Genomic DNA, 19,841 nt, shown 5'->3' with positions numbered 1-19,841 from the left:
ATAGCAGGATGCAACAGCGCTGTCGGAAAATTTGATGCTCTCTCCCGCAAACAAGAAGGGCGAACCGCTGGTTTCGCTCGAGAATGTCGGCGTCCTGCGCGGCGGCCGCTGGCTGGTGCGCGGCGTCGAGTTTTCCGTGTCGCGCGGCGAAATCGTCACGCTCATCGGGCCGAACGGCTCCGGTAAATCGACGAGCGCCAAGGCAGCAATCGGCGTGCTGAAGCCTGACGAGGGCAGGGTGGAGCGGCTGGCCGGCCTCAAGGTCGGCTATGTCCCGCAGAAGCTTTCGATCGACTGGACGCTGCCGCTTACCGTGCGCCGGCTGATGACCCTGACCGGCCCGCTGCCCGAGCGCGACATGCGTGCAGCCCTCGACGCCGCCGGTATTGCTCATATGCTCGATGCGGAGGTGCAGCATCTCTCCGGCGGCGAATTCCAGCGGGCGCTGATGGCCCGGGCGATTGCCCGCAAGCCCGATCTGCTGGTGCTCGACGAGCCTGTGCAGGGCGTCGATTTTTCCGGCGAGATTGCGCTCTACGACCTGATCAAATCGATCCGCAACGTCAGCGGCTGCGGCATCCTACTGATCTCGCACGACCTGCACGTCGTCATGGCCGAGACCGACACGGTGATCTGCCTCAACGGCCATGTCTGCTGCCGCGGCACGCCTGAATCCGTCAGCCGCAGCCCGGAATATGTGCGCCTTTTCGGAAGTCGGGCGGCAGAGACGCTAGCCGTCTACAGCCACCACCACGATCATACGCACCTGCCCGACGGCCGCGTGCGCCATGCGGACGGCTCGGTGACCGACCATTGCCACCCCGACGACGGTCATCATGTGCATGGCGACGATCATGGGCACAACCATGTCCACGATCATCACGGGCATGAGCATTCGCATGCCCATGCCCACCACGGGGAGGGCCGCCATGCTTGACGACTTTTTCGTACGCGCCATCCTAGCCGGCGTCGGGCTGGCGCTGACGACGGGACCGCTCGGCTGTTTCATCATCTGGCGGCGCATGGCCTATTTCGGCGATACGATCGCCCATTCGGCGCTCTTGGGCGTGGCGTTGTCGCTGCTGTTCGAACTCAACCTGACGCTCGCCGTCTTCGCCGTCGCCGCTCTCGTTTCGGTGCTGCTGCTCTTCCTGCAGAAGCGTCAGGCGCTGTCGGCCGATGCGCTGCTCGGCATCCTCTCGCATGCCACGCTGGCGATCGGCCTCGTTATGGTCGCCTTCATGAGCTGGGTCAGGATCGATCTCATCGCTTTCCTGTTCGGCGATATCCTTGCCGTCTCCAGGACCGACATCGCGCTGATCTGGGGCGGCGGCTTGTTCGTGCTCGCGGCGCTTGCCTGGCTGTGGCGGCCGCTTCTGGCGGCAACCGTCAATGCCGAGCTTGCCGACGCCGAGGGGCTGAGACCCGAGCGGGCGCGGCTGTTCTTCATGCTGCTGATGGCCGTCGTCATCGCGATCGCCATGAAGATCGTCGGTATCATGCTGATCACCTCGCTGCTGATCATTCCGGCGGCGGCGGCGCGGCGTTTCTCGGTCACGCCGGAGATCATGGCGGTGTTCGCCTCGCTGATCGGCGCGGCGGCCGTCGTCGGCGGGCTGTTCGGTTCGCTCACCTACGACACGCCGTCAGGTCCATCGATCGTGGTCGCGGCGCTCATTCTCTTCATTCTCAGCCTGCTTCCCGTCAGGCGCCATCGCGCGGTCGCGCAAGGACAAGGCTCATGACGACACCGCAACTCACCAAGAACCAGTCGCTGGTTTTCGACGTGCTCGAAAAGGCGGAAGGCCCGCTCAGCGCCTACACCATCCTCGACAAGCTGCGCGATCATGGTTTTCGCGCCCCGCTGCAGGTCTACCGGGCGCTGGAGAAACTGCTCGAATACGGCGTCGTGCACCGGCTGGAAAGCATCAATTCCTTCGTCGCCTGCGCCCACCCGGGCGAGAATTGCCACAGCCACGGCATCGTCGCCTTCGCCATCTGCGAAAGCTGCGGTCAGGTGATGGAGTTCCACGACCATGAGGTCGACCATCGCTTGATGGCCTGGGTACGCGGGCAGAAATTCAAGCCGGAGAAAACGACGATCGAGATCCGCGGTCTGTGCGAGGCCTGTGCGGCGTAAGTGGCCATATCCTATCGCGCCGACGGGGTTTCGTTCGGGGCGCTAAGCTCTCCTCCCTCATTCCTGTGCTCGTCACAGGAATCCAGCCACCGCGCGTCCGCGCGGTGAATGACTTACTACTTTTCAAAAAAAGTCCCCGCGCCCAAGGACTTGGGCGCACTGGATTCCTGTGACGAGCACAGGAATGAGGGTGGGTGGACTAAGGTCGCCGACAGATTTTCCGTCGGCGAATGGAGATGGTTCTTGCCCTTATTAAACTTGACGATCGCCTCGTGCTCGGGCGCACTCGCCGCTGGCAAGCGCGGGTTTCGGCGCTATCTCTGCCGCGACGCTGTCGGCAAGCCAGGAGCGCGCCCGTGACCAAGACCGAACTCGAAGACATCTACCGCGGCTATATCGCCTGCCTCAACCGGCAGGACTGGGCGGATCTCGGCCGGTTCGTCGATGACGGCGCTGTCCATAATGGCCGGCGGCTTGGGCTCGAAGGCTACATCGCCATGCTGGAGCGCGACTTCGACGATATTCCAGATCTTCGTTTCAATGTGCTGATGCTGGTCTGCGATCCGCCTTATGTTGCCTGCCGGCTCGGCTTCGATTGCCGGCCGAAGGCAACGTTTCTCGGCCTCGATGTCAATGCCAGGCGCATCTCCTTCACCGAGAACGTGATCTATGAATTTCGCGGCGGCAGGATCGTCAAGGCCTGGTCGGTCGTCGACAAGACGGCAATCGAGGCTCAGCTGGCGGGCGGGAATTGATGGTCCGTCGCTGGATCAGATGATGGCGGTGCGCTCGCCGAAAGGCGTGTCGTCGTCGAAATTTCGGGTGCCGATCCGCTCGCTTTCACCGGAGAGAAGGAGCGGTTCCGTTTGCTGTTCGCCGTCTTCCGACGCTGAATGCCCACGCCGCTTTTGCGCCTCCTCGTCATCGACGAGGAGATCGGCATGCGGGATGAGATCGTTTGCCGCTTCCTTTTCCACGGCTGTCTTGAATGCCAGCTGATCGGCGGTGATCTCAGACTGGCGGGCGGCGATCCAGGCATTGTCGGGCTCGGCGTCGATCGACGTGCTGATGCCGATCTTGGTGGGCTCTGATGCGGCAGTGGAGGTGATGGGTTTGATCGCGTCGACCATAAAATTCTCCTGCCGACGGTTCCAGCGGTTGGCGAGGGCGGGCCGTCATGGAGACATATCGGTTCTGAGCGAAAAAATCGCAAGAGGGCATGGGCCACGCCTCGGAAAAGGCGGAATTCGGGTGCGGCCGCGCCAAATTCGAGGAAGAATTGCATGTCCGACTTGCCGCCTGAGGCGTGCAAAATGTAAGAATCAGAAACACTTTGTGACTAAGTCCCTACAAAAGCAGCGTTTTTCGACTTGCGACGCAAGGAGAGATGACGGATATTGCTGAAATGTTGAGGACCCTGTCATGATCCGAATGATAGAAAATCCGGCCGAGCTCGCCGGCGAAGACATCACTGGCAAATATATTCTCCGCAAGCTGAACTATCATTGGTTCGCTTACGGCAAGGCAGCCATCGTGACCGCCTGCAAGGGAACGATCCTCCATCTCGACCGCGAGGAAACGGTCTATTCCGAGCGCTGGGGCCGCCGTGCCTATACCGGCACCGGCAAGCGTTATCCCGGTGGCATTTGTCCCATTTCGGCGGTCGCCTGCATCTGCGACACGCCCGACGACGTCAACGCCGTCATTCAGCTGGATGTCGAAGCGCAGGACGAATTCTATCAGCTGATTGCCAAGACCGAAGCCAGGGTTCGGGCACTCGCCGCTTCGTCCGGCGCGAGCCAGTTTCTGGAAGCGGCGGAGTAGGGCGGCTTTCATTTCGTCGGTGCCGTCGGCTTGCTGCGCGCCTTTCACCTCCTAAATCAGGTTTGGGGCTGTTAGACCTGGGCGGCATCTGCCGGCAGCGGGGGCGCGTCCGCGGGAGCGGAGAACGGTCATGACACAGGAGCAGACACGGTTCGGCGAGGCCGTCGCGCCATCGCTCGGCTCGCTCGCCATAACAGTCATCGTCATGTTCGCTGCGCTGTTCTGGCCGGCGGGCCGGCTCGACTGGCCGCGCGGCTGGATGTTCCTCGGTCTCTTCATCCTGCTGACGGCCTTCGCGATCGCCTGGATCTGGCGGACGAATCCGGAGCTGTTTGCGGCGCGCAGCCGATATCAGAAGGGCACCAAGCCATGGGACGCCGTGGTGGCGACGCTGACGATCATCCTCTTCGCCGCCATCCTTCCGGTCGGCGCCTTCGATGACGGGCGCTTCCACTGGGCGCCGCAGCCGGGCTGGCTCGTGCTGATCGGCTATCTCCTGATGACGGCGGGTTATCTCGGCCTCACCTGGGCGCAATCGGTCAACCGCCATTTCGAGCCGACCGTGCGCATCCAGACCGATCGCGACCACAAGGTCATCGACAGCGGCCCCTATGCCGTCATCCGTCACCCGGGCTATGCCTTCGCCATCGTGCTCGCCGCCGGCATGGCGCTGTCGCTCGGCTCGCTCTACGCGCTGATTCCCGCGGGCCTGTTGGTCGTCGTGCTGTTCGGGCGGACGCTCGGGGAGGAGATGGAATTGCGCCGGGGGCTCGAGGGATATGCGGAATATATGGAGCGGGTGCGGTGGCGGTGGGTTCCGGGTGTGTGGTGAGGGGTGATTGTGGTGTGCCTATGTTGCCCTTCGCTGCGCTCCGTGCATTCGCGGCTCAGCCCCTCACCCCCTCACCCCCTCATCTGCCTGCCGGCATCTTCTCCCGCCGGGGAGAAGCGGAATCACCGCAGCGTCTCGCTCCCTTTGAAACGTTCGCTATGAGAACGAGGACCCGTGCGGCTTGCTCCCCTTAGCCCCAGCGGGAAGAAGATGCCCGTTAGGGCAGATGACGGGGTGAGGAGCGAGAGCGACGAGCGCCTTGGCGGCAAGCGAAAGGCAGATGGAGGATATATTCCTGGAGAGAAACCTCCGCCAGTTCACCCGATCTGCTTCAGATCCCGCGCAAACCGCTGCCAATTCTTCACATAATTCTCTGCCGAACGCCTGATGCCCTCGACGGCCTTCTCATCCAGCACCCGCACGACACGGCCTGGTGCCCCGACGATGAGCGAATTATCGGGAAACACCTTGCCTTCGGTCACCAGCGCATTGGCGCCGACGAGGCAGTTGTTGCCGATTTTCGCGCCGTTGAGGATCGTCGCGCCCATACCGATCAGCACGTTGTCGCCGAGCGTGCAGCCGTGCAGGATGGCGTGGTGGCCGATGGTGCAGTTCTCCCCCGTCGTCAGCGGAAAGCCCATGTCGGTATGGGCCATGACGCCTTCCTGGATGTTGGTGCCGGCGCCGATGGTGATCTTCTCATTGTCGCCGCGCAGCACCGAGCCGAACCAGATGCCGACATTCTCGCCGAGTTCGATATCGCCGATCACATGCGCATCCGGCGCGATCCAGTGGAGGCCGGCGGGCGGCAGCTTCGGGGTCAGTCCTCCGAGCGCGTAGATGGGCATGGGCCTCTCCTCACACGACGTCGACCGATAGCGTCGCCACGCCGTCGATGCCGCAGGTGATGCGGTCGCCCTTCGACACCGCGCCGACGCCGGCCGGCGTGCCGGTCATGATGACATCGCCGGGCGCGAGCACGAAGAGCTTGGAGAGCTCTGCGATGATCTCCGGCACCTTCCAGATCATCTGGTTGATGTCGCCGTCCTGAACGAGTTTGCCGTTCTGTTCCAGCCAGATCCGGCCGTTGGCGGGATGGCCGAGGCGGCTTGCCGGCACGATCGCCGAGACCGGGGCGGAGTGTTCGAAGGCCTTGGCGAGTTCCCAGGGGCGGCCGAGCTTCTTGGCCTCACCCTGCAGGTCGCGGCGGGTGAAATCGATGCCGACGGCATAGCCATAGATGCAGTCGAGCGCATCCTCGGCTTTGATGTTCGCGCCGCCCGCTTTCAGCGCCAGCACGCATTCGACTTCGTAATGCACGTCGCTCGACAGCGGCGGATAGGGAAAGCCATTGCCTGCCGGCAGCAGGTTGTCGGCATTTTTTTGGAAGAAGAAGGGCGGCTCGCGGGTCGGGTCATGGCCCATCTCGATCGCATGGTTGGCATAATTGCGCCCGACGCAATAGACACGGCGCACCGGAAAACGATCGTCACGGCCATCCACCGGCAGCAGAACCGGAGCGGGAAGCGGGATGACGGTGGCGGGCTCGGACATGGGCGGACCTTCCTGTGTTCATCGAGTCTTTGGCGCATCTTAGACGCAAAACTGCGGGGCGGGGAAGCATTCTTGCCGGATTGACGCTGCCGTCGCCGGGCGCTACGCTGTCCTCCATGAGCAGGAATTTCGCAGTCTCCACGACGTCTACGACCGCCGCCTGGCGGTGGGTGGCGGACGCGTGAACTGAATTCCGTTCATTCTGCCGAGACCCAACCCGCCGGAAACGAGCGGGTTTTTTGTTGCCGCTCGTCTCCCCATTCGAGGACGAGATCGTGGACCATATCCAGAAACAGATCATTGCCGAGCGGGCGCTTGCCGCCGCCCGCCGCGCCCTTGCCAGCCGCTATGCCGGGGCCGCCTTCGCCTATGTCTCCGGCTCGCTCATGCGCGGCGAGGGCACCGTATTTTCGGATATCGACCTGGTCGTGGTGTTTCCGTCGCTGGAAAGAGCCTGGCGGGAATCCTTCACCGAAGGGGATTTCCCTGTCGAGGCCTTCGTCCACGACGAAGAGACGCTGGCGCATTATCTTCATGCCGATGCCGAGAGCGGCTATCCCATCATGGTCAATATGGTTGCAACCGGCAGCATCGTCGGGCCGGAGAGCGAGCGCGCGCGCCTGATCCAGGCGAGGGCGGCGGATGTGCTGGCGGCAGGGCCAAAGCCGCTTGCCGGCGCGAGTTACGACATGCTGCGCTATCAGGTCACCGATCTTGCCGATGACCTGCGCGGCGACCGCCCGCCGGAAGAAATCGCCGCCATCGCCGCGGCTCTCTACCAGAAGCTTGCCGACCTGATGCTGCTCGGGCGCGGCGCATGGACCGGCCGCGGCAAATGGGCGCCGCGCCTCATACGCAGGCTCGATGTGCAATTGGCGGACGATTTCGATGCGGCGTTCAGGCTGGCGGCGCAGGGCGATGGCGGCCGGCTCCTCGCATTGGCCGACCGCGAGGTCGCTTCGCACGGCGGCCGCCGTTTCGACGGCTTCAGGCAGGAGGCTCCGTTGGAGGCGCGGCGGCGGGAATAATCATGCCGCCAAGGCGCCCGCGCCCAAGAGAGCCTCATCCTGAGATGCCCCGCATGGGCCTCGAAGGGCGAGGAGCAGCGTCGGCGCGTGCCCTTCGAGGCTCCGGCCCTTGGCCTGCGCGCATCAGGATGAGGAGCGTTGGAGGATGCCGCGCTAAAACCTAACCAAGAGCTCCTTGCTCGGCGCAAATCCTGTCGATCAGCGCATCCAACTCGCCCCTTGGCGGCCGGCTTTTGGCCAGGCGCTGCTTGAGGTGCATGATCGAGTCGGCGAGGATTTCGTCGAGGTTTTCGGCACAGGTGAAGTCGCCCGCCACCCGCTTGACCTTCGAATTGTCGAAGATCGCGGTCCAGGCCTTGTCGCCGAGGAGCGGGCCGACCCATTCCGCGTTGTAGCGGATCAGCGTGTCCGTCGGCACGTGGACGATCTTTGCCTCGACGCCGAGCAGCCTTGCGATCGTCTTCTGGATGTCGTCCCATATATGCGCGCGGTCGGAGGTGATGTGGAAAATCTCGTTGAGCGCCGCCTGCTTGCCGAACAGGCCCACGAAAGGCACGGCGAAATCGACCGAACGGGTGAGCGTCCAGGGCGTGTGGCCGTCGCCGGCGGCGATGATCGGCTCGCCGTCCAGCATGCGCCGTGCCATGATGTCGCTGTCGCCCATCATGATCGGCAGGCCGGTGCGCACGGTGTGGCTGGGGCGCACGATCGTCCAGGTGAGATTGCCGGATTTTTTCAGCAGTTCCTCGCAGGCTATTTTGGCCTGGCTATAGGGCCAGTAGGGATTGATCGCCGGCGTCTCTTCGGTGATCACGTAGTGACGCGGCGGCTTTTCGTAGACGGAGGCCGAAGAGATGAAGACGTACTGGCCGCAATTGCCGGAGAAAACCTCGATATCGCGGACGACCTGATCGGGTGTGAAGGCGATGAACTGGCAGACGACGTCATATCGGGCCTTGGCGAGATCGGCGTAGGCGCTCGACCCCAGTTCGCCGACGATCGAGGTGACACCGGCGGGCAGGGCGGCATCTCTCAAGCCGCGATTGTATACGCCGACGTGGTGGCCCGCGGCGACGGCGCGTTCGACGCAAGGGTAGGAAATCTGGCCGGTGCCGCCAATGAAGAGAACTTTCAAAGCCATGGGAGTGACCTCGGGGTCTGGGGCGGACTGTGATCACCCTTCATAGCGTGAAAGAATGTCATCGTCTTCCGCAAATCTCCAGTTGCCGAGATGTTGAATGGGCCGATGCGACTCCCTGCGGCGGCGCGTTTGCCGCCGCAGGGCGTGATCGCGCTTATGCATGCGCCTTGCGATAGGCTGCGACTGCAAGCCAGATCGAGGAGAGCAGGAAGTAGAATGCACCGAAACCTGCGTAAGGCACGATATCGAGGATCGTCGGGATGGCGGTGCCGAGCGATCGGCCGATCATGAAGCCGCCAGCAAGGGCGGACTGCGCGCCGCTCAGGATCATCACCCATTGGGCGCCTTCGGTGCGCCAGCGCCTTGCGCCGGTATAGAGCTGCAACAGGCCCGAGAGGATGGCCCAGGCCCCGAACACGGCGAGGACCGCATGGGTGCCGACGCCAAGCGCGATGATGACGGCGAGCGCCGTGACCGTGCTGACCGCGACATTCAGCGTCTGCGACGGATTGGCCCGCAGGCCGCCATTAACCCGGGCGTCGACCAGATTGGCGAGCGCATCCCACAAGGGATAGATCACCAGCAGGAAAGCCGCAGCGCCCGGCTGGCCGGCGAGGAGAATGGCGGCACCAATCCAGATGAGCGAAAATGCGGCGCGGGTGAAATAATAGGATCGCAGCCAGTCGGACTGGTTCGAAGATCGAGTTTGCATAGACATGTTCCTTTGTTTGTCTACCTACTAGTAGGAAGGCGAACAGACGGAGTCAATTCGGTTCGCGCACACCTTCTTGTGAACGGGAGAGAGGAGCCTCAGGGCTTGACGGTCTTCCTACCAGAAGGTAGGCGACGCTATGAAATCAGTGGCTTCGACCTCCGACAAGATCCTCGATGTCGCCCAATCGCTCATCGTGGCGGGCGGCTATAACGGCTTCAGCTATGCCGACATCTCGGACGCGATCGGCATCCGCAAGGCGAGCATCCACCATCATTTTCCTGCCAAGGCAGAGTTGGTCGCGGTGCTGGTCGATCGCTACACCATGCAGGCGCAGGCGGGTTTGCAGTCGCTGCTCGAGCAGGCCGCAAGCCCCGCCGATCAGCTGCAGTTCTACATCGACTACTGGCGTTCCTGCATCGAGAACGCCTCGCAGCCCTTCTGCGTCTGCGCCATGCTTGCCAGCGAAATGCAGATGCTGCCCGATGAGGTGGCGTTGCGCGTGCGCGCCCATTTCCGAAATCTGGCGGCATGGCTGACCTCGGTGCTGCAGTCCGGCGTGGAGCAGGGCCTGTTCCGGCTGGACAGGCGGCCGGAAGAGCAGGCGCAGATGCTGATGGCCTCGGTTCATGGGGCGATGCTCTCGGCGAGGGCTCTCGGCGATCCCGGATTGTTCATCGCGGTGGTTGGACCTGAGATTGCGGGGCTGCGGGCGTCGAGTTGCTGAGCGGTGACCACCGCTACATCATTCCTTCCCGTCGGCGGTCAAGGCATCCCGCACGAGGATGTAATAGGCCGCAAGCTCAGGAATACCGGCCGTCAGTCTGTCGAAAACGGCATCGGACGGCATCAGCGTTCCGGCATATTTCGCCTGGATAAACGCCTCATGCGCGGCCAGCGCTGCGGCGTCGGCCTTGTGCACGACGGTGAAGACGGGTGAGGGGACGGTGCGGCCTTTGACGATGATGCGGTCGAGTTCGACGACGGTGTAGCTGGCGGCCACGAGCCTTGCGGTTTCTTCGCCGAGCAGCAGCGCCACGCCGTAATTCTTCGAAGCGCCTTCGAGGCGGGAGGCGAGGTTGACGCTGTCGCCGAGGCAGGAATAATCGAAGCGGCGGGTCGAGCCCATGTTGCCGACGATGCATTCGCCGGTGTTGATGCCGACGCCCATCTTCAGGACGTGCGGCTTGCGGCCGAGGGCTGCCGCCTCCCGCTCCAGCTGAGTGTTCAGCCTCGAAATCGCCGCCTGCATGGCGAGCGAGGCGCGCACAGCGTGCAGCGCGTGATCGGGATCGTCGAGCGGCGCATTCCAGAAGGCCATGATGCAGTCGCCCATATATTTGTCGATCGTGCCGCCGTGATCCATGACTACGTCGGAGAGCGGCGTCAGCAGTCGGTTGATCAGGCCGGTCAGCTGCTCTGGATCGTCCTTCAGCGTCTCGGCGATGGTGGTGAAGCCGCGCACGTCTGAGAACAGCACCGAGAGCGTGCGCCGCTCGCCGCCAAGCCTTAGCTGCGAGGGATCGTTCGATAGGCGCTTGACGAGGTCGGGCGAGATATATTGGGCGAAGGCGCGGATGATCTGGCGCTTGTTGCGGCGCTCCTCGGCGTAATCGAAGGCCGCCTGGCCGAAGACGACGGAGATATAGGCGACTGTCGGGCCGAGCGGCGAGACGAAGACATGGGCAAGGCGGATGCCGGCGGCACTGACGGCCGCGAAGGCGAGGAGGGCGGCGACACTGGTGACGATCGTCAGCCATCCGGTCGAGCGCCAGACGGTGGTGGCGGCCAGCAGCACCGATATGAGGATGCAGGCGGCGACGGTCGGCAGCCGGGCTTCGGCGATCGAAAGGCCGCGGCGGATATTGTCGTAGATCGTCGCCTGGATCTCGACGCCGGAGACGAGCTTGCCGGTATGCACCGTGTAGGGCGTCGCAAAGGCGTCGACGCCGCCCTTGTCGATCGCGGGCGCATTCTGCAGGCTGAGGCCGACGAGCACGACGCGGTCCTTGAAAAAATCCGGCGGCAGCAGGCCCTTCGGGTCGAGCGCCTGATAATAAGAGACGGTGGGATAGCTGCGGGCCGGGCCGAAGGATTGGATGAGTTGGCCGGCCGGCAGGGTTTCGGGAGCCACGCCGGCCGCCTTGGCCAGCATGGCGGCAAAGCCGTCCTCATAGCCCGGAATGCGCCGAAAGATGCCGTCGCCGCTGAGATCGATCGAGGCGATGCCGGTCACGGCACCTGCTTCCGTCAGCTGCGGCAGCGGTGTCGCGCGGATCAGCTGCGAGGCCTGCGGCGTCTCGATCAGCGTTTCATCGCCGGCAAGCACGACATCCGGACCGACGGCCTTGGTGATCGCCGCGTCATTATCCGGGTTCGAGGGCTCGGCCATGATGATGTCGAGACCTATGACACGGGCGCCGGCGGCGCGCAGCTGACGGATGAGCTCGGCATGCAGGCTGCGCGGCCAGGGCCATTGCGCGTTGATATCGGCGAGCGAGGGTTCGTCGATCGCGACGATGACGGGGCCGCCGGGCGGCGGACGGGGATCGTCGACGGTCGAGAGATAGTCGAAGCTTCTAAGCTCCAGCAGCGACCAGGCGGGCAGGCGCGACAGCAAAGAGATGGCGATCAGCGTCGTCAGCGAAAGCACGAGCAGCCTCAATTGGCGGCTGCCGGTCTGCCTTGCCTGGCGGGCCTTCTCCTGCGTCCGCATCAGAAGCGGACTTTGAGCGTGCCCTTGAAAGCGCGGCCCCAGCCGGGCACGCCGGGCGTGATCTCGAACTCTTCGTCGAGCAGGTTATAGGCGGCGGCCTCCAGCTCGATGCGCTTGTCGAAGGGTTCCCAGACAAGGTGGGCGTCGAGGCTCCAATAGTCGTCGAGCTTGGTGCCGAGATCGTCGCCGTCGCGCTCGCCGATGTAATTTGCCGCCACCGTCGCCTTGACCTTGGCCTCGTTGACCCAGGTCAGCGCGATCTGGCCGGAATTCTTCGGGATATAGGGCAGGGAGCCACCGTAATTGAAGGTCCCCGGATCCTTGTTTTCCGAATCCATGTAGGCGTAGGTGGCCGAAAGACCGAAACCGTTGCCGAGCGCAACATTGGCGGTGACGGCGGCGCGGTCGATGCTGCCGCGCGAGAGCGGAAAGCTGTCGATGGCCGGGAGAGCGATCAGGGGTAGACCGATCGAAAAATCATGGAGCTCCTGATGCTGGTACTCCACCGTGGTGAACAGACCATCGGTCCATTCGGCATCCCATTGAAAGGCCGCCGTATCGACGTACCCCTCAGTGCCAACGGAAAACTGGTTCGCCTGAAGGCCAAGGATGCCGATCGGCGCAAGCGTGGGAACGCCCGTGTCGGCGCTCTGGCGCATGAAAGCGGCGCGCAGCCAATGGTTCTGCGTCGGCGCCCAGGCAAGGCCGAAGCGTGGTTCGAGCCGGCTGACGTCAACGCCGTCGCCTTCCAGGCGCGTGCCGAAGAGCGCATATTCGGCCTTCAGGTTCGGCGTGATTTCGTGCAGGAGATCGATATAGGCGCGGCCAATATTGATGCGGGTCTCAACTTTCGTGGGTCCGTCGGTTACGCCGTCGACGAGGCCTGGAATGACATCCTCGAGATGGAAATAGGTCTCGCGCGACGCGTCGAGCCAGCCGCCCTCGACGCCGTAACGCCAGGTCAGCGACCCGTCGCCAATAATGTGGCTGAGGGCCGCGATGTAGGCCTTCGAGTCATTCTCGTCGCTGGTTTGCAGGAAAGGCCTAATGTCCCGGCCGGGGCCGCCGAGAAGCGGCACGTCTGCCCAGTCGAATTGTATGTCGTTGGTGGTTTTGGCTTCGGTCTGCTGATAGAGCACAGCAGCGTTGAGGACGTTCTCATAGGCGAAAGTATGGCTCCAGCCAAGGCCGGCGCTGGTAAGTCGGGTGGTGTCTCGCCGAGTTGTGTAGAGCGGCAGTTCGTCCGGCGCCAGGGGCAAACCGAAAAAGCGCAATACGGGGTTCAGCGCGTCCGAGAGCGAGGGGTCCGTCGACAGCGCATTCAACGTTCCATCATTGTTGGCATGATTGAAATAGGCCACGACGCGGTCATCCGGCGTCACCGTCGCCGTCAGATAGCCGTTTCCGCTGAGCAGCTTATTGTCGGTCGCATATCCGCCGAAGTCGCGATAGTCCCCATCGAGCGCCAGTTCTTCCCAAGTCAGGTTGCCATAGAAGCTGATCGGGATCGTCTCGTTGGAATAGCCCTGGATATCGGCTTCGCCGATGCGTCTGGTATGGCCGTCGACGCTGTTGATGCCGCCGCCGAGCGAGCCTTCGATGAAGGGTACGTCGAACAGCGTTGCCGAGCGCGAACGGCCCGACAGCATGTGCGGAGAAATGAGCAGCCCCTGGATGAAAGACGAGTAGCTCGACGCGTTGCCGCGGTTCTGGATGATGTTGTCGTCGCTGAAGCTGGTCGCGTTGACATAGGGGAAGATGCTGCCCTTGATCGATTGGTCGATGTAACCGGTGCCTTTGAAGGGGTCGAAGGCGGCATCGCCGTAATAACGGCCCCAAGCATCAAGGCCCTGCAGGCGGAAGGCGTTGTTGAGCGTCGAGCCGGCGCTCGCATTGGCGCCGAGCGAGCTGTAATCGCCGCCGCGGGCGCGCGAACGGCGCAGATATTCCTGAGCGTTGCGGATCGCGCCGTCGGCGTCGTAATCGTCGATATCGACCGCAGTACGGAAGGCCGAGATAGCCGGGTCGTTGTCGTCGAGCCGGTCGGCATTGTCGAGCGCCTGCTGCGACGGAATGCGGTCGCCTTTTTCATAATGGGCGGCGGCGAGCATCAGCTGGGATTGCGAATGCGCCGGGTTGGCGGTGCTGGCGGAAAGCAGGTCTTGCAGTGCCTTGTCGCGTTCGCCGGTTTGCAGGTAATAGCGGCCGCGGGCGAGCAGGGCGATGTCGAAGGACGGATCGAGGGCGATTGACGTGTCGATCTCGCGTTTGGCTTCCTTCATCCGCCCCTGGTCGAGATAGAGGATTGCCAGGTTGGCGTGCAGCAGCGGATCCTGCGGATCGAGTTCGATCGCCTTCTTGAAGGCCTTTTCCGCTTCGCCATTGGCATCGCGCGAGCTTTGCAGCAGGCCGAGCGAATTCAGCGTGCTTGACCCACCGGGGGCAAGCTCGATAGCGCGATTCAGGTCGGCAAGCGCGCCGTTGATGTCGCTCTCATACACCGCCTTGTAGCTCGCCCGGGCGGAGAGCGCCATCGGATGATCGGGGTCGAGCGACAGCGAGCGTTCTATCGCTGCCTTCATCTGCTCGCGGTCATCGGTGAGTTCTGCCAGCTCTGCGCGGACTGCCGGCAGGGTCGGATCGTCGGGGTAGCGCTGCTCGGCTTTCTTGATGATCTCGATTGCCGCGCGCGGGTCCTTCAGGAAGCCCGTCGTATAGGCCTGCATGATCGCGCCATAGGGGCCGGTCGTATTGGCCGGGGGCTGTTCGGCAAGGGCGGGATCGGCGAGCGAGCGGGCAAAATAGCCGCCGAATTGCGCCATGTTGCGACGCGTCGGGTCGAGATGCGGCAGGGCCTTCCGAAACAGCCTGGCGGCATCGCCGTAGCGCTTCTCCGAGCCGGCGATGGTGGCGTCGATCAGGTCGACGCGCGCCTGCTGGGCCGCTGTCAGCTTGCGGCCGCGGATCTTCTGCAAGGTTGCGGCCGCGGCCTGGCGGCCGTCGAAGGCGCTCTGCACTTCGGCGAGTTCCAGCCAGTCTTCGGTCGTGCGCCGCTCCGGCGGCAGCGCCAGCAGGCGGCGCCGCTCCGCGGCCATGCGGTCGGCCCGCAGCGGCGACGTCGGCATCAGGTCGAAGCCGTCGCGCAGGTCGAGATAGAACAGCATCTGCTCGCGGTCGTCGGGATTGACGCTGATGATCTTCGTCGGCGCCTGGCCGATGGTGGCGACCGCTCCTTCGCCCTGGCTCACCTCGACGCTGCCCTGCGGGTTGGAGAGCGCGACGCGGCCTTCCAGCACGATCATCGAGGTCTTGGCGCCCTCGACCGTCATCGTCCAGTCGGTTCCGCGGATGGCGGCGGCTGCCGCAGGCGTCTCGACCGTCAGGCCCTGGCCGCCGCGCTCGGCACGCGCCCAGATCGTGCCGGACTGCAGATTGAGAACCGTATCGCCGCTCGCCGCCATCTTCTTGACCTGCAGCGAGGAATTGCGGCCGAGGCGGACCTGGGTGTGATCGGAAAAGACGATGGCGAGTTGGCCGTTGGCATTGGTACGCAGCACGTCGCCGGTCAGAAGATCCTGGTTGATGTCGACGACGCGCCAGTCCGATACGTCGATGAAACGGACCTCCTCGCCGGTCTTGCGGGCGATGACGGAGCCGGCCGCAGGCGTTGCGCGCGGCACGGGATCGGCCATGACAGGCAGCCCGAAACCGGGCACGGCAAACGCCAGCACCACCCCGATGCGACAGATGTTATTGGAATAACCCCGCATGACCTCGACCCCATTCCCCGCTTCCCCTTTGTCTTTGCAGAGTGGAAAAGTCAAGCACGTTGCACACGTGTTCTTGCTTTCGTTGCAAAGTGTAATATCAGGGAAACACTTTAGGGGATGGAGTATTCAGGTGAGCGAATTCGAAAATGTCACGGAGGTTATGCAGAGCAGGCCGTCGAGCGGAGATGTCAGCGCCGAGTATTTTGACCACATCAAGAAAATCAACGACATATTTTATGATCAAATCAAGATATCCGACCAGAAGGCCGCCTATATCTTTACTTTCATGCTCGCCTTTTTGGTGAGCTCCAGCGAGGTGAGGGCAGTCTTCAGCCTGGGCCGTTATATCGGGGGCGCGCCGGGAAGCATTCTGTTCTCGGGCCTGCTTGCCGCAGCCTCGGTCTTCTCCATCCTCTCAGCCATCCTCGTCGTGCTGCCCCGTCGTCTGGGCACGTCGACATCGCTTTTTTGGGGCGGCTGGCCCAAGCACCGCGACCTGTTCTTCGAGGCGGCCCTGCGGCGCGACGAGCGCTATCTTTTCGATCAGTATCTCGAAAACGCCGAAATTCTTTCCTGCATCGCCCGCAGCAAATATAGCTGCGTCACCTTCGCCTTTCGCGGGTTGATGGTGAGCGTCATTGCCTATGTGCTGCTGTTGGCGGCAGGCTGAGCGCAAGCGAAGGCAAGAATGCGGGGCGCGCTCTGAGACGCGCGCGCCCCGCTCATTCAATCCTCCACTTCGATAACGAGCTCGATCTCGACCGGCATCCCGAGGGGCAGGCTGGCAACGCCGAGGACGACGCGGCCGGAGAGCTTTTTCTCGCCGAAGACCGCAAGCAGCAATTCGGACGCGCCGTCGGCGACCCTGGGGTGGTCGCGGAAATCGCCCTCGGTGGCGATATAGACGCCGAGCTTCACGACCCTCACGATGCTGTCCAGCGAGCCGAGATAATCCCTGGCGGCGGAAAGCGCGCTCAGCGTCGCCGCCTCGGCTGCCTTGCGGCCGTCTTCCGAAGTCAGCGCGCCGCCGACACGGCCGATATAGAGGGGCTCGTGGCCGACAACCGGCAGCATACCGCTGAAGAAGACCAGATTGCCTGTTCTCGTCGCCTCGACATAGGCCCCAAAGGGTGTCGGCGGCGGGGGAAGGGTGATGCCGAGTTCCTGCAGCCGCCGTTCCGCGCCGGCTGCCTGCGCTTTCTCATGGTTTACCATTTGCCCAGATGTGCGCCGCCATCGACGTGCAGCACCTCCCCGGTGACGCGCGGAGCTTCAGTGAGGAAGACCACCGCGTCGACGATTTCATCGACATTCGAAATGCCTGTCATCGGCGACAGCGTCCTCAGGAACTCCTTCGGATTGTCCTTGTGAAGGGGCGTGTCGACGACGCCGGGGGCGACCGTGTTGACGCGGATTCCCTCGTTTGCATATTCCATCGCAAGGTTCTTCGAAATCGCGTCGATGCCGCCCTTGGTCATCATCGCCACGGAAGCGGGCATGCCGGCGATCGGATGGTCGATCCGCGGCGTGGTGATGCTGACGACACTGCCGCCGGTGTTCTGGGCGAGCATCTGCCTGATGACCCGCTGCGTCAGGTGCAGGAAACCTTCGAGATTGGTCGACGAGAGCTTACGGAAGTCGGTCATCGTGTAATCGACGAGCGGCTTGGTGAAGAAGATGCCGGCATTGTTGACGAGCGCGTCGATCGAACCGAACCGGTCGATTGCGGTTTTGGCGACGCGGGCCGCTGTTTCGGGATCGCCGATGTCGCCGTCGACCAGAGCCAGCCTGTCGGAAGCCTGGAAGGCATCCGAAGCGCTGACCTGACGCGAGGTGGCAACAACGTTGTAGCCGCGCTCGACGAAGGCGTTGACGAGCCCTGCTCCGATACCCTGGGAGGCGCCCGTGACGATGACAGTCCTTTGTTTGGTCATGTTGAACTCCATAATCTGGTTCGGGCAACGCAGGCCTGGCAAGGTGGGTCGCTCGAGATGGGGCCGCCGCGATCGCGCCGCCATCGGGTTGTTGGTTGTTTTCGCAAGGTGAATATGGCGAAAACGTCATTGCTCGATTAGATGGAAATATCTGGATTCTCTTTTGCATCAGTGCAAAAATGCCGGCATGGCCGATCTCAACGACATCGCCGTCTTCGTGAAGGTGGCGCAATATGGCAGCTTCAGCCGCGCCGCCCATTCGCTCGGTATGCCTGTTTCGACCGTCAGTCGGAAGGTGACATCGCTCGAAGAGCAGCTCGGCGTGACGCTGATCCAGCGCACGACCCGCAAGCTCAGCCTCACCGCGCAGGGCCGGGCCTATTACGACAGGTGCAGCGAGCCGCTCGCTCATCTCGTCGACGCCGAGCAGGCGTTGACCGAAACGCAGAGAAAGCCGGAAGGCCTGCTGAAGATCTCGGTGCCGGTCATCTTGGGCCAAGAGGTCTTCTACGAATTCATCTCCGATTTCCTGAAGGCCTATCCCGAGATCCAAGTCGATCTTTTCGTCACTAACCTGTTCCTTGATCTGGTCGCGGAGAATATCGATCTCGGCATCCGCTTCGGCGACCTCAAGGATTCCACCATCGTCGCGCAGCGGCTCGGCAAGAGCGTGCGCTATCTGGTCGCCGCCCCGGATTATCTGAAGGAGAGGGCGCTTCCCACAAAGCCCGAAGATCTCAAGGACCATCGGTGCGTGCTCCTGAACGGGCGCAACGGCGAAGCGGAATGGCATCTCGTCAGCGGCCGCAAATCGGCCGACGTGCGCGTGTCGGGGCCGGCATCGAGCCGCGATTTCGATGCGGTCAGCGCCTTCACCTATCGTGGCCACGGCATTGGTCTCCTGCCTTCGACCTATTGCGACGAGCAGATCCGAAGAGGCGCGCTCATCCGCCTGCTGCCGGATTGGTCGTCGCCGGAAATCTTCGTGCACGCCGTCTATCCCACGCGCCGCTTCCTGCCCCTGCGCCTGCAGGTCTTCCTCGACGCGCTGAAGGCATGGAAAAGTCCTTTGTGGCTGCCGTTGCATTGAGGGGTGCCATCACCGAAAATTGAAGGAGCCCGCGCGACGGCGCGTTCGGCAGCGGCCAAGCTGTGCTAGAGTCGCCCGGCTTGAGAATGGCGCGGGGATCTACCGATGCTGACGTCACTTGCGGTGCTCATGGGTCTTTCCGGTGTCGTGCCGGCCGCGCAGGCTGCGGCAAACGAGGTCGACGTCACCCTGGTGCTTGCCGTCGACACCTCGCGGTCGATGGATTTCGAAGAGATCGGCATCCAGCGCGACGGTTATGTCGAGGCGCTAAAACACAAGGAATTCATCGACGCGGTGAGGGGCGGGCTCACCGGCCGCATCGCCATCAGCTATTTCGAATGGGCGGGCTACGTCGTCCAGGGTTCGGTGATCGACTGGCAGGTGATCGCGACGGAGCAGGATGCGATCGCCTTTGCCGACAAGGTCGACGCCCGGCCGATCGGCACGCAGCGGCGCACCTCGATCTCCACCGCGATTGCCCAGGGCGTCAGCATGATCATCGCCAGCCCCTTCCGGGGCAGGCGGGAGGTGATCGATGTCTCCGGCGACGGCCCGAACAATTCCGGCAATCCCGTCACGCCCGTCCGCGACAAGGCGGTGGCATCGGGCATGGTCATCAACGGCCTCGCCCTCATGCTGCGGCCTTCCGATGCGCCTGACGGGCTCGACAAATATTATGCCGACTGCGTCATTGGCGGCCCCGGCGCCTTCGTGCTGCCGGTCCGCAAGATCGAGGACTTCGCCGTCGCCGTGCGCCGCAAGCTGGTGATGGAGATCAGCGGCTTGTCTTTGCCGGCGACGGTGCAGCCGATCGCCGGCGTGGAGCCGGCAACGGACTGCTTGATCGGGGAGAAGCAGTGGCGGGATATGTTTGATCGGTGAGCGGGCTGCTGGCCCAACCCGATGATAAATGGCTATCGGGACTGGCTCGACGGCATGGTGGCGGCAGCGAAGGCAGCCAGGCGGTGAGCCCCGCGAGAGCGATGCTGAAGCGCGTCCTTCGAGGCGCAGGCTAAAGGCCGGAAGCGTCGAAGGACGCGCTGCAACAGTGTTCCCTGCATTCATTTGGTGTTCGGAGCACCCGTCTCGCGCCTCGGGAT

The 19,841-nt window shown here is 63.2% G+C and carries 20 protein-coding genes; 11 read left to right on the top strand and 9 right to left on the bottom strand.

What is annotated here, in order from left to right; all coding sequences use genetic code 11:
• Positions 1 to 34: 34 nt before the first annotated feature.
• From A7X77_RS09070 to A7X77_RS09055, 4 genes are all read left to right on the top strand, one after another.
• A complete protein-coding gene (locus A7X77_RS09070; protein ID WP_064682613.1) occupies positions 35 to 937 on the top strand; it encodes an ATP-binding cassette domain-containing protein in 903 nt (300 codons plus the stop codon).
• Entirely contained in the window at positions 930 to 1,745 is an 816-nt protein-coding gene (gene znuB / locus A7X77_RS09065; RefSeq protein WP_064682612.1) for a zinc ABC transporter permease subunit ZnuB, read from the top strand. Before A7X77_RS09070 ends, znuB begins: the two co-directional genes overlap by 8 nt.
• Complete coding sequence (locus A7X77_RS09060; protein ID WP_004679676.1) at positions 1,742 to 2,140, top strand: Fur family transcriptional regulator; 399 nt, start codon at positions 1,742 to 1,744, stop codon at positions 2,138 to 2,140. Before znuB ends, A7X77_RS09060 begins: the two co-directional genes overlap by 4 nt.
• A gap of 356 nt (positions 2,141 to 2,496) precedes the next feature.
• Complete coding sequence (locus A7X77_RS09055; RefSeq protein WP_064682611.1) at positions 2,497 to 2,895, top strand: ester cyclase; 399 nt, start codon at positions 2,497 to 2,499, stop codon at positions 2,893 to 2,895.
• A 15-nt stretch (positions 2,896 to 2,910) separates the two neighbouring features.
• Here the strand turns inward: A7X77_RS09055 and A7X77_RS09050 are convergent, their stop codons facing one another.
• The gene (locus tag A7X77_RS09050; protein WP_064682610.1) at positions 2,911 to 3,270 is read right to left on the bottom strand and encodes a hypothetical protein; all 360 of its coding nucleotides are present in this window, start codon (positions 3,268 to 3,270) and stop codon (positions 2,911 to 2,913) included.
• A gap of 292 nt (positions 3,271 to 3,562) precedes the next feature.
• Between A7X77_RS09050 and A7X77_RS09045 the strand changes: the two genes are divergently transcribed.
• Positions 3,563 to 3,964: a hypothetical protein gene (locus tag A7X77_RS09045; protein WP_064682609.1), complete on the top strand. Its 402-nt coding sequence runs from the start codon at positions 3,563 to 3,565 to the stop codon at positions 3,962 to 3,964.
• 130 nt (positions 3,965 to 4,094) lie between these two features.
• On the top strand, positions 4,095 to 4,796 hold the full coding sequence (locus tag A7X77_RS09040) for a methyltransferase family protein (RefSeq protein ID WP_064682608.1): 702 nt from the start codon (positions 4,095 to 4,097) through the stop codon (positions 4,794 to 4,796).
• Between the two features lie 317 nt (positions 4,797 to 5,113).
• Here the strand turns inward: A7X77_RS09040 and A7X77_RS09035 are convergent, their stop codons facing one another.
• Together A7X77_RS09035 and A7X77_RS09030 are read right to left on the bottom strand one after the other, a co-directional pair.
• On the bottom strand, positions 5,114 to 5,644 hold the full coding sequence (locus A7X77_RS09035; protein WP_064682607.1) for a gamma carbonic anhydrase family protein: 531 nt from the start codon (positions 5,642 to 5,644) through the stop codon (positions 5,114 to 5,116).
• Between the two features lie 10 nt (positions 5,645 to 5,654).
• Positions 5,655 to 6,350, bottom strand: coding sequence for a fumarylacetoacetate hydrolase family protein (locus A7X77_RS09030; RefSeq protein ID WP_064682606.1), 696 nt, complete (start codon positions 6,348 to 6,350; stop codon positions 5,655 to 5,657).
• Positions 6,351 to 6,625: 275 nt separating this feature from the next.
• Here A7X77_RS09030 and A7X77_RS09025 point away from each other — a divergent pair, with 275 nt between their 5' ends.
• Complete coding sequence (locus A7X77_RS09025) at positions 6,626 to 7,378, top strand: nucleotidyltransferase domain-containing protein (protein WP_064682752.1); 753 nt, start codon at positions 6,626 to 6,628, stop codon at positions 7,376 to 7,378.
• 160 nt (positions 7,379 to 7,538) lie between these two features.
• Here the strand turns inward: A7X77_RS09025 and A7X77_RS09020 are convergent, their stop codons facing one another.
• The gene (locus A7X77_RS09020) at positions 7,539 to 8,519 is read right to left on the bottom strand and encodes an SDR family oxidoreductase (protein ID WP_064682605.1); all 981 of its coding nucleotides are present in this window, start codon (positions 8,517 to 8,519) and stop codon (positions 7,539 to 7,541) included.
• Between the two features lie 154 nt (positions 8,520 to 8,673).
• Positions 8,674 to 9,231 carry a DUF308 domain-containing protein gene (locus A7X77_RS09015; RefSeq protein ID WP_064682604.1) on the bottom strand — a complete coding sequence of 186 codons (558 nt, stop codon included), beginning with the start codon at positions 9,229 to 9,231 and terminating at the stop codon, positions 8,674 to 8,676.
• A gap of 139 nt (positions 9,232 to 9,370) precedes the next feature.
• On the opposite strand from A7X77_RS09015, the gene A7X77_RS09010 reads away from it, so the two are divergent.
• Positions 9,371 to 9,958 (top strand): TetR/AcrR family transcriptional regulator, encoded by a 588-nt coding sequence (locus A7X77_RS09010; RefSeq protein WP_064682603.1) that lies wholly within the window; start codon positions 9,371 to 9,373, stop codon positions 9,956 to 9,958.
• A gap of 18 nt (positions 9,959 to 9,976) precedes the next feature.
• Here A7X77_RS09010 and A7X77_RS09005 read toward each other — a convergent pair whose 3' ends face one another.
• Together A7X77_RS09005 and A7X77_RS09000 are read right to left on the bottom strand one after the other, a co-directional pair.
• Entirely contained in the window at positions 9,977 to 11,947 is a 1,971-nt protein-coding gene (locus tag A7X77_RS09005) for a CHASE2 domain-containing protein (protein WP_064682602.1), read from the bottom strand.
• Positions 11,947 to 15,717, bottom strand: coding sequence for a FecR domain-containing protein (locus A7X77_RS09000; RefSeq protein ID WP_064682601.1), 3,771 nt, complete (start codon positions 15,715 to 15,717; stop codon positions 11,947 to 11,949). Before A7X77_RS09000 ends, A7X77_RS09005 begins: the two co-directional genes overlap by 1 nt.
• A gap of 130 nt (positions 15,718 to 15,847) precedes the next feature.
• Here A7X77_RS09000 and A7X77_RS08995 point away from each other — a divergent pair, with 130 nt between their 5' ends.
• Positions 15,848 to 16,387 (top strand): Pycsar system effector family protein, encoded by a 540-nt coding sequence (locus A7X77_RS08995; RefSeq protein WP_064682600.1) that lies wholly within the window; start codon positions 15,848 to 15,850, stop codon positions 16,385 to 16,387.
• 56 nt (positions 16,388 to 16,443) lie between these two features.
• Here the strand turns inward: A7X77_RS08995 and A7X77_RS08990 are convergent, their stop codons facing one another.
• On the bottom strand, positions 16,444 to 16,932 hold the full coding sequence (locus A7X77_RS08990) for a RidA family protein (RefSeq protein WP_064682599.1): 489 nt from the start codon (positions 16,930 to 16,932) through the stop codon (positions 16,444 to 16,446).
• Complete coding sequence (locus tag A7X77_RS08985) at positions 16,926 to 17,651, bottom strand: SDR family NAD(P)-dependent oxidoreductase (RefSeq protein ID WP_064682751.1); 726 nt, start codon at positions 17,649 to 17,651, stop codon at positions 16,926 to 16,928. Before A7X77_RS08985 ends, A7X77_RS08990 begins: the two co-directional genes overlap by 7 nt.
• A 187-nt stretch (positions 17,652 to 17,838) precedes the next feature.
• Here A7X77_RS08985 and A7X77_RS08980 point away from each other — a divergent pair, with 187 nt between their 5' ends.
• Together A7X77_RS08980 and A7X77_RS08975 are read left to right on the top strand one after the other, a co-directional pair.
• Positions 17,839 to 18,741, top strand: coding sequence for a LysR family transcriptional regulator (locus A7X77_RS08980; RefSeq protein WP_064682598.1), 903 nt, complete (start codon positions 17,839 to 17,841; stop codon positions 18,739 to 18,741).
• 105 nt (positions 18,742 to 18,846) lie between these two features.
• On the top strand, positions 18,847 to 19,623 hold the full coding sequence (locus A7X77_RS08975) for a DUF1194 domain-containing protein (RefSeq protein WP_064682597.1): 777 nt from the start codon (positions 18,847 to 18,849) through the stop codon (positions 19,621 to 19,623).
• Positions 19,624 to 19,841 lie beyond the last annotated feature (218 nt).

It is taken from the genome of Rhizobium bangladeshense (genome assembly GCF_001662075.1).
GTDB classification, from domain to species: Bacteria; Pseudomonadota; Alphaproteobacteria; order Rhizobiales; family Rhizobiaceae; genus Rhizobium; species Rhizobium bangladeshense_B.
This window is presented reverse-complemented; position numbering and strand designations above follow the sequence as displayed.

What these genes read in the sequence shown, in the direction of transcription:
- A7X77_RS09070 (WP_064682613.1), top strand. Translation starts at nt 35, where the DNA reads ATGCTCTCTCCCGCAAACAAGAAGGGCGAACCGCTGGTTTCGCTCGAG.
- znuB (WP_064682612.1), top strand. Translation starts at nt 930, where the DNA reads ATGCTTGACGACTTTTTCGTACGCGCCATCCTAGCCGGCGTCGGGCTG.
- A7X77_RS09060 (WP_004679676.1), top strand. Translation starts at nt 1,742, where the DNA reads ATGACGACACCGCAACTCACCAAGAACCAGTCGCTGGTTTTCGACGTG.
- A7X77_RS09050 (WP_064682610.1), bottom strand. Translation starts at nt 3,270, where the DNA reads ATGGTCGACGCGATCAAACCCATCACCTCCACTGCCGCATCAGAGCCC.
- A7X77_RS09045 (WP_064682609.1), top strand. Translation starts at nt 3,563, where the DNA reads ATGATCCGAATGATAGAAAATCCGGCCGAGCTCGCCGGCGAAGACATC.
- A7X77_RS09040 (WP_064682608.1), top strand. Translation starts at nt 4,095, where the DNA reads ATGACACAGGAGCAGACACGGTTCGGCGAGGCCGTCGCGCCATCGCTC.
- A7X77_RS09035 (WP_064682607.1), bottom strand. Translation starts at nt 5,644, where the DNA reads ATGCCCATCTACGCGCTCGGAGGACTGACCCCGAAGCTGCCGCCCGCC.
- A7X77_RS09030 (WP_064682606.1), bottom strand. Translation starts at nt 6,350, where the DNA reads ATGTCCGAGCCCGCCACCGTCATCCCGCTTCCCGCTCCGGTTCTGCTG.
- A7X77_RS09020 (WP_064682605.1), bottom strand. Translation starts at nt 8,519, where the DNA reads ATGGCTTTGAAAGTTCTCTTCATTGGCGGCACCGGCCAGATTTCCTAC.
- A7X77_RS09015 (WP_064682604.1), bottom strand. Translation starts at nt 9,231, where the DNA reads ATGCAAACTCGATCTTCGAACCAGTCCGACTGGCTGCGATCCTATTAT.
- A7X77_RS09010 (WP_064682603.1), top strand. Translation starts at nt 9,371, where the DNA reads ATGAAATCAGTGGCTTCGACCTCCGACAAGATCCTCGATGTCGCCCAA.
- A7X77_RS09005 (WP_064682602.1), bottom strand. Translation starts at nt 11,947, where the DNA reads ATGCGGACGCAGGAGAAGGCCCGCCAGGCAAGGCAGACCGGCAGCCGC.
- A7X77_RS09000 (WP_064682601.1), bottom strand. Translation starts at nt 15,717, where the DNA reads ATGCGGGGTTATTCCAATAACATCTGTCGCATCGGGGTGGTGCTGGCG.
- A7X77_RS08990 (WP_064682599.1), bottom strand. Translation starts at nt 16,932, where the DNA reads ATGGTAAACCATGAGAAAGCGCAGGCAGCCGGCGCGGAACGGCGGCTG.
- A7X77_RS08985 (WP_064682751.1), bottom strand. Translation starts at nt 17,651, where the DNA reads ATGACCAAACAAAGGACTGTCATCGTCACGGGCGCCTCCCAGGGTATC.
- A7X77_RS08980 (WP_064682598.1), top strand. Translation starts at nt 17,839, where the DNA reads ATGGCCGATCTCAACGACATCGCCGTCTTCGTGAAGGTGGCGCAATAT.
- A7X77_RS08975 (WP_064682597.1), top strand. Translation starts at nt 18,847, where the DNA reads ATGCTGACGTCACTTGCGGTGCTCATGGGTCTTTCCGGTGTCGTGCCG.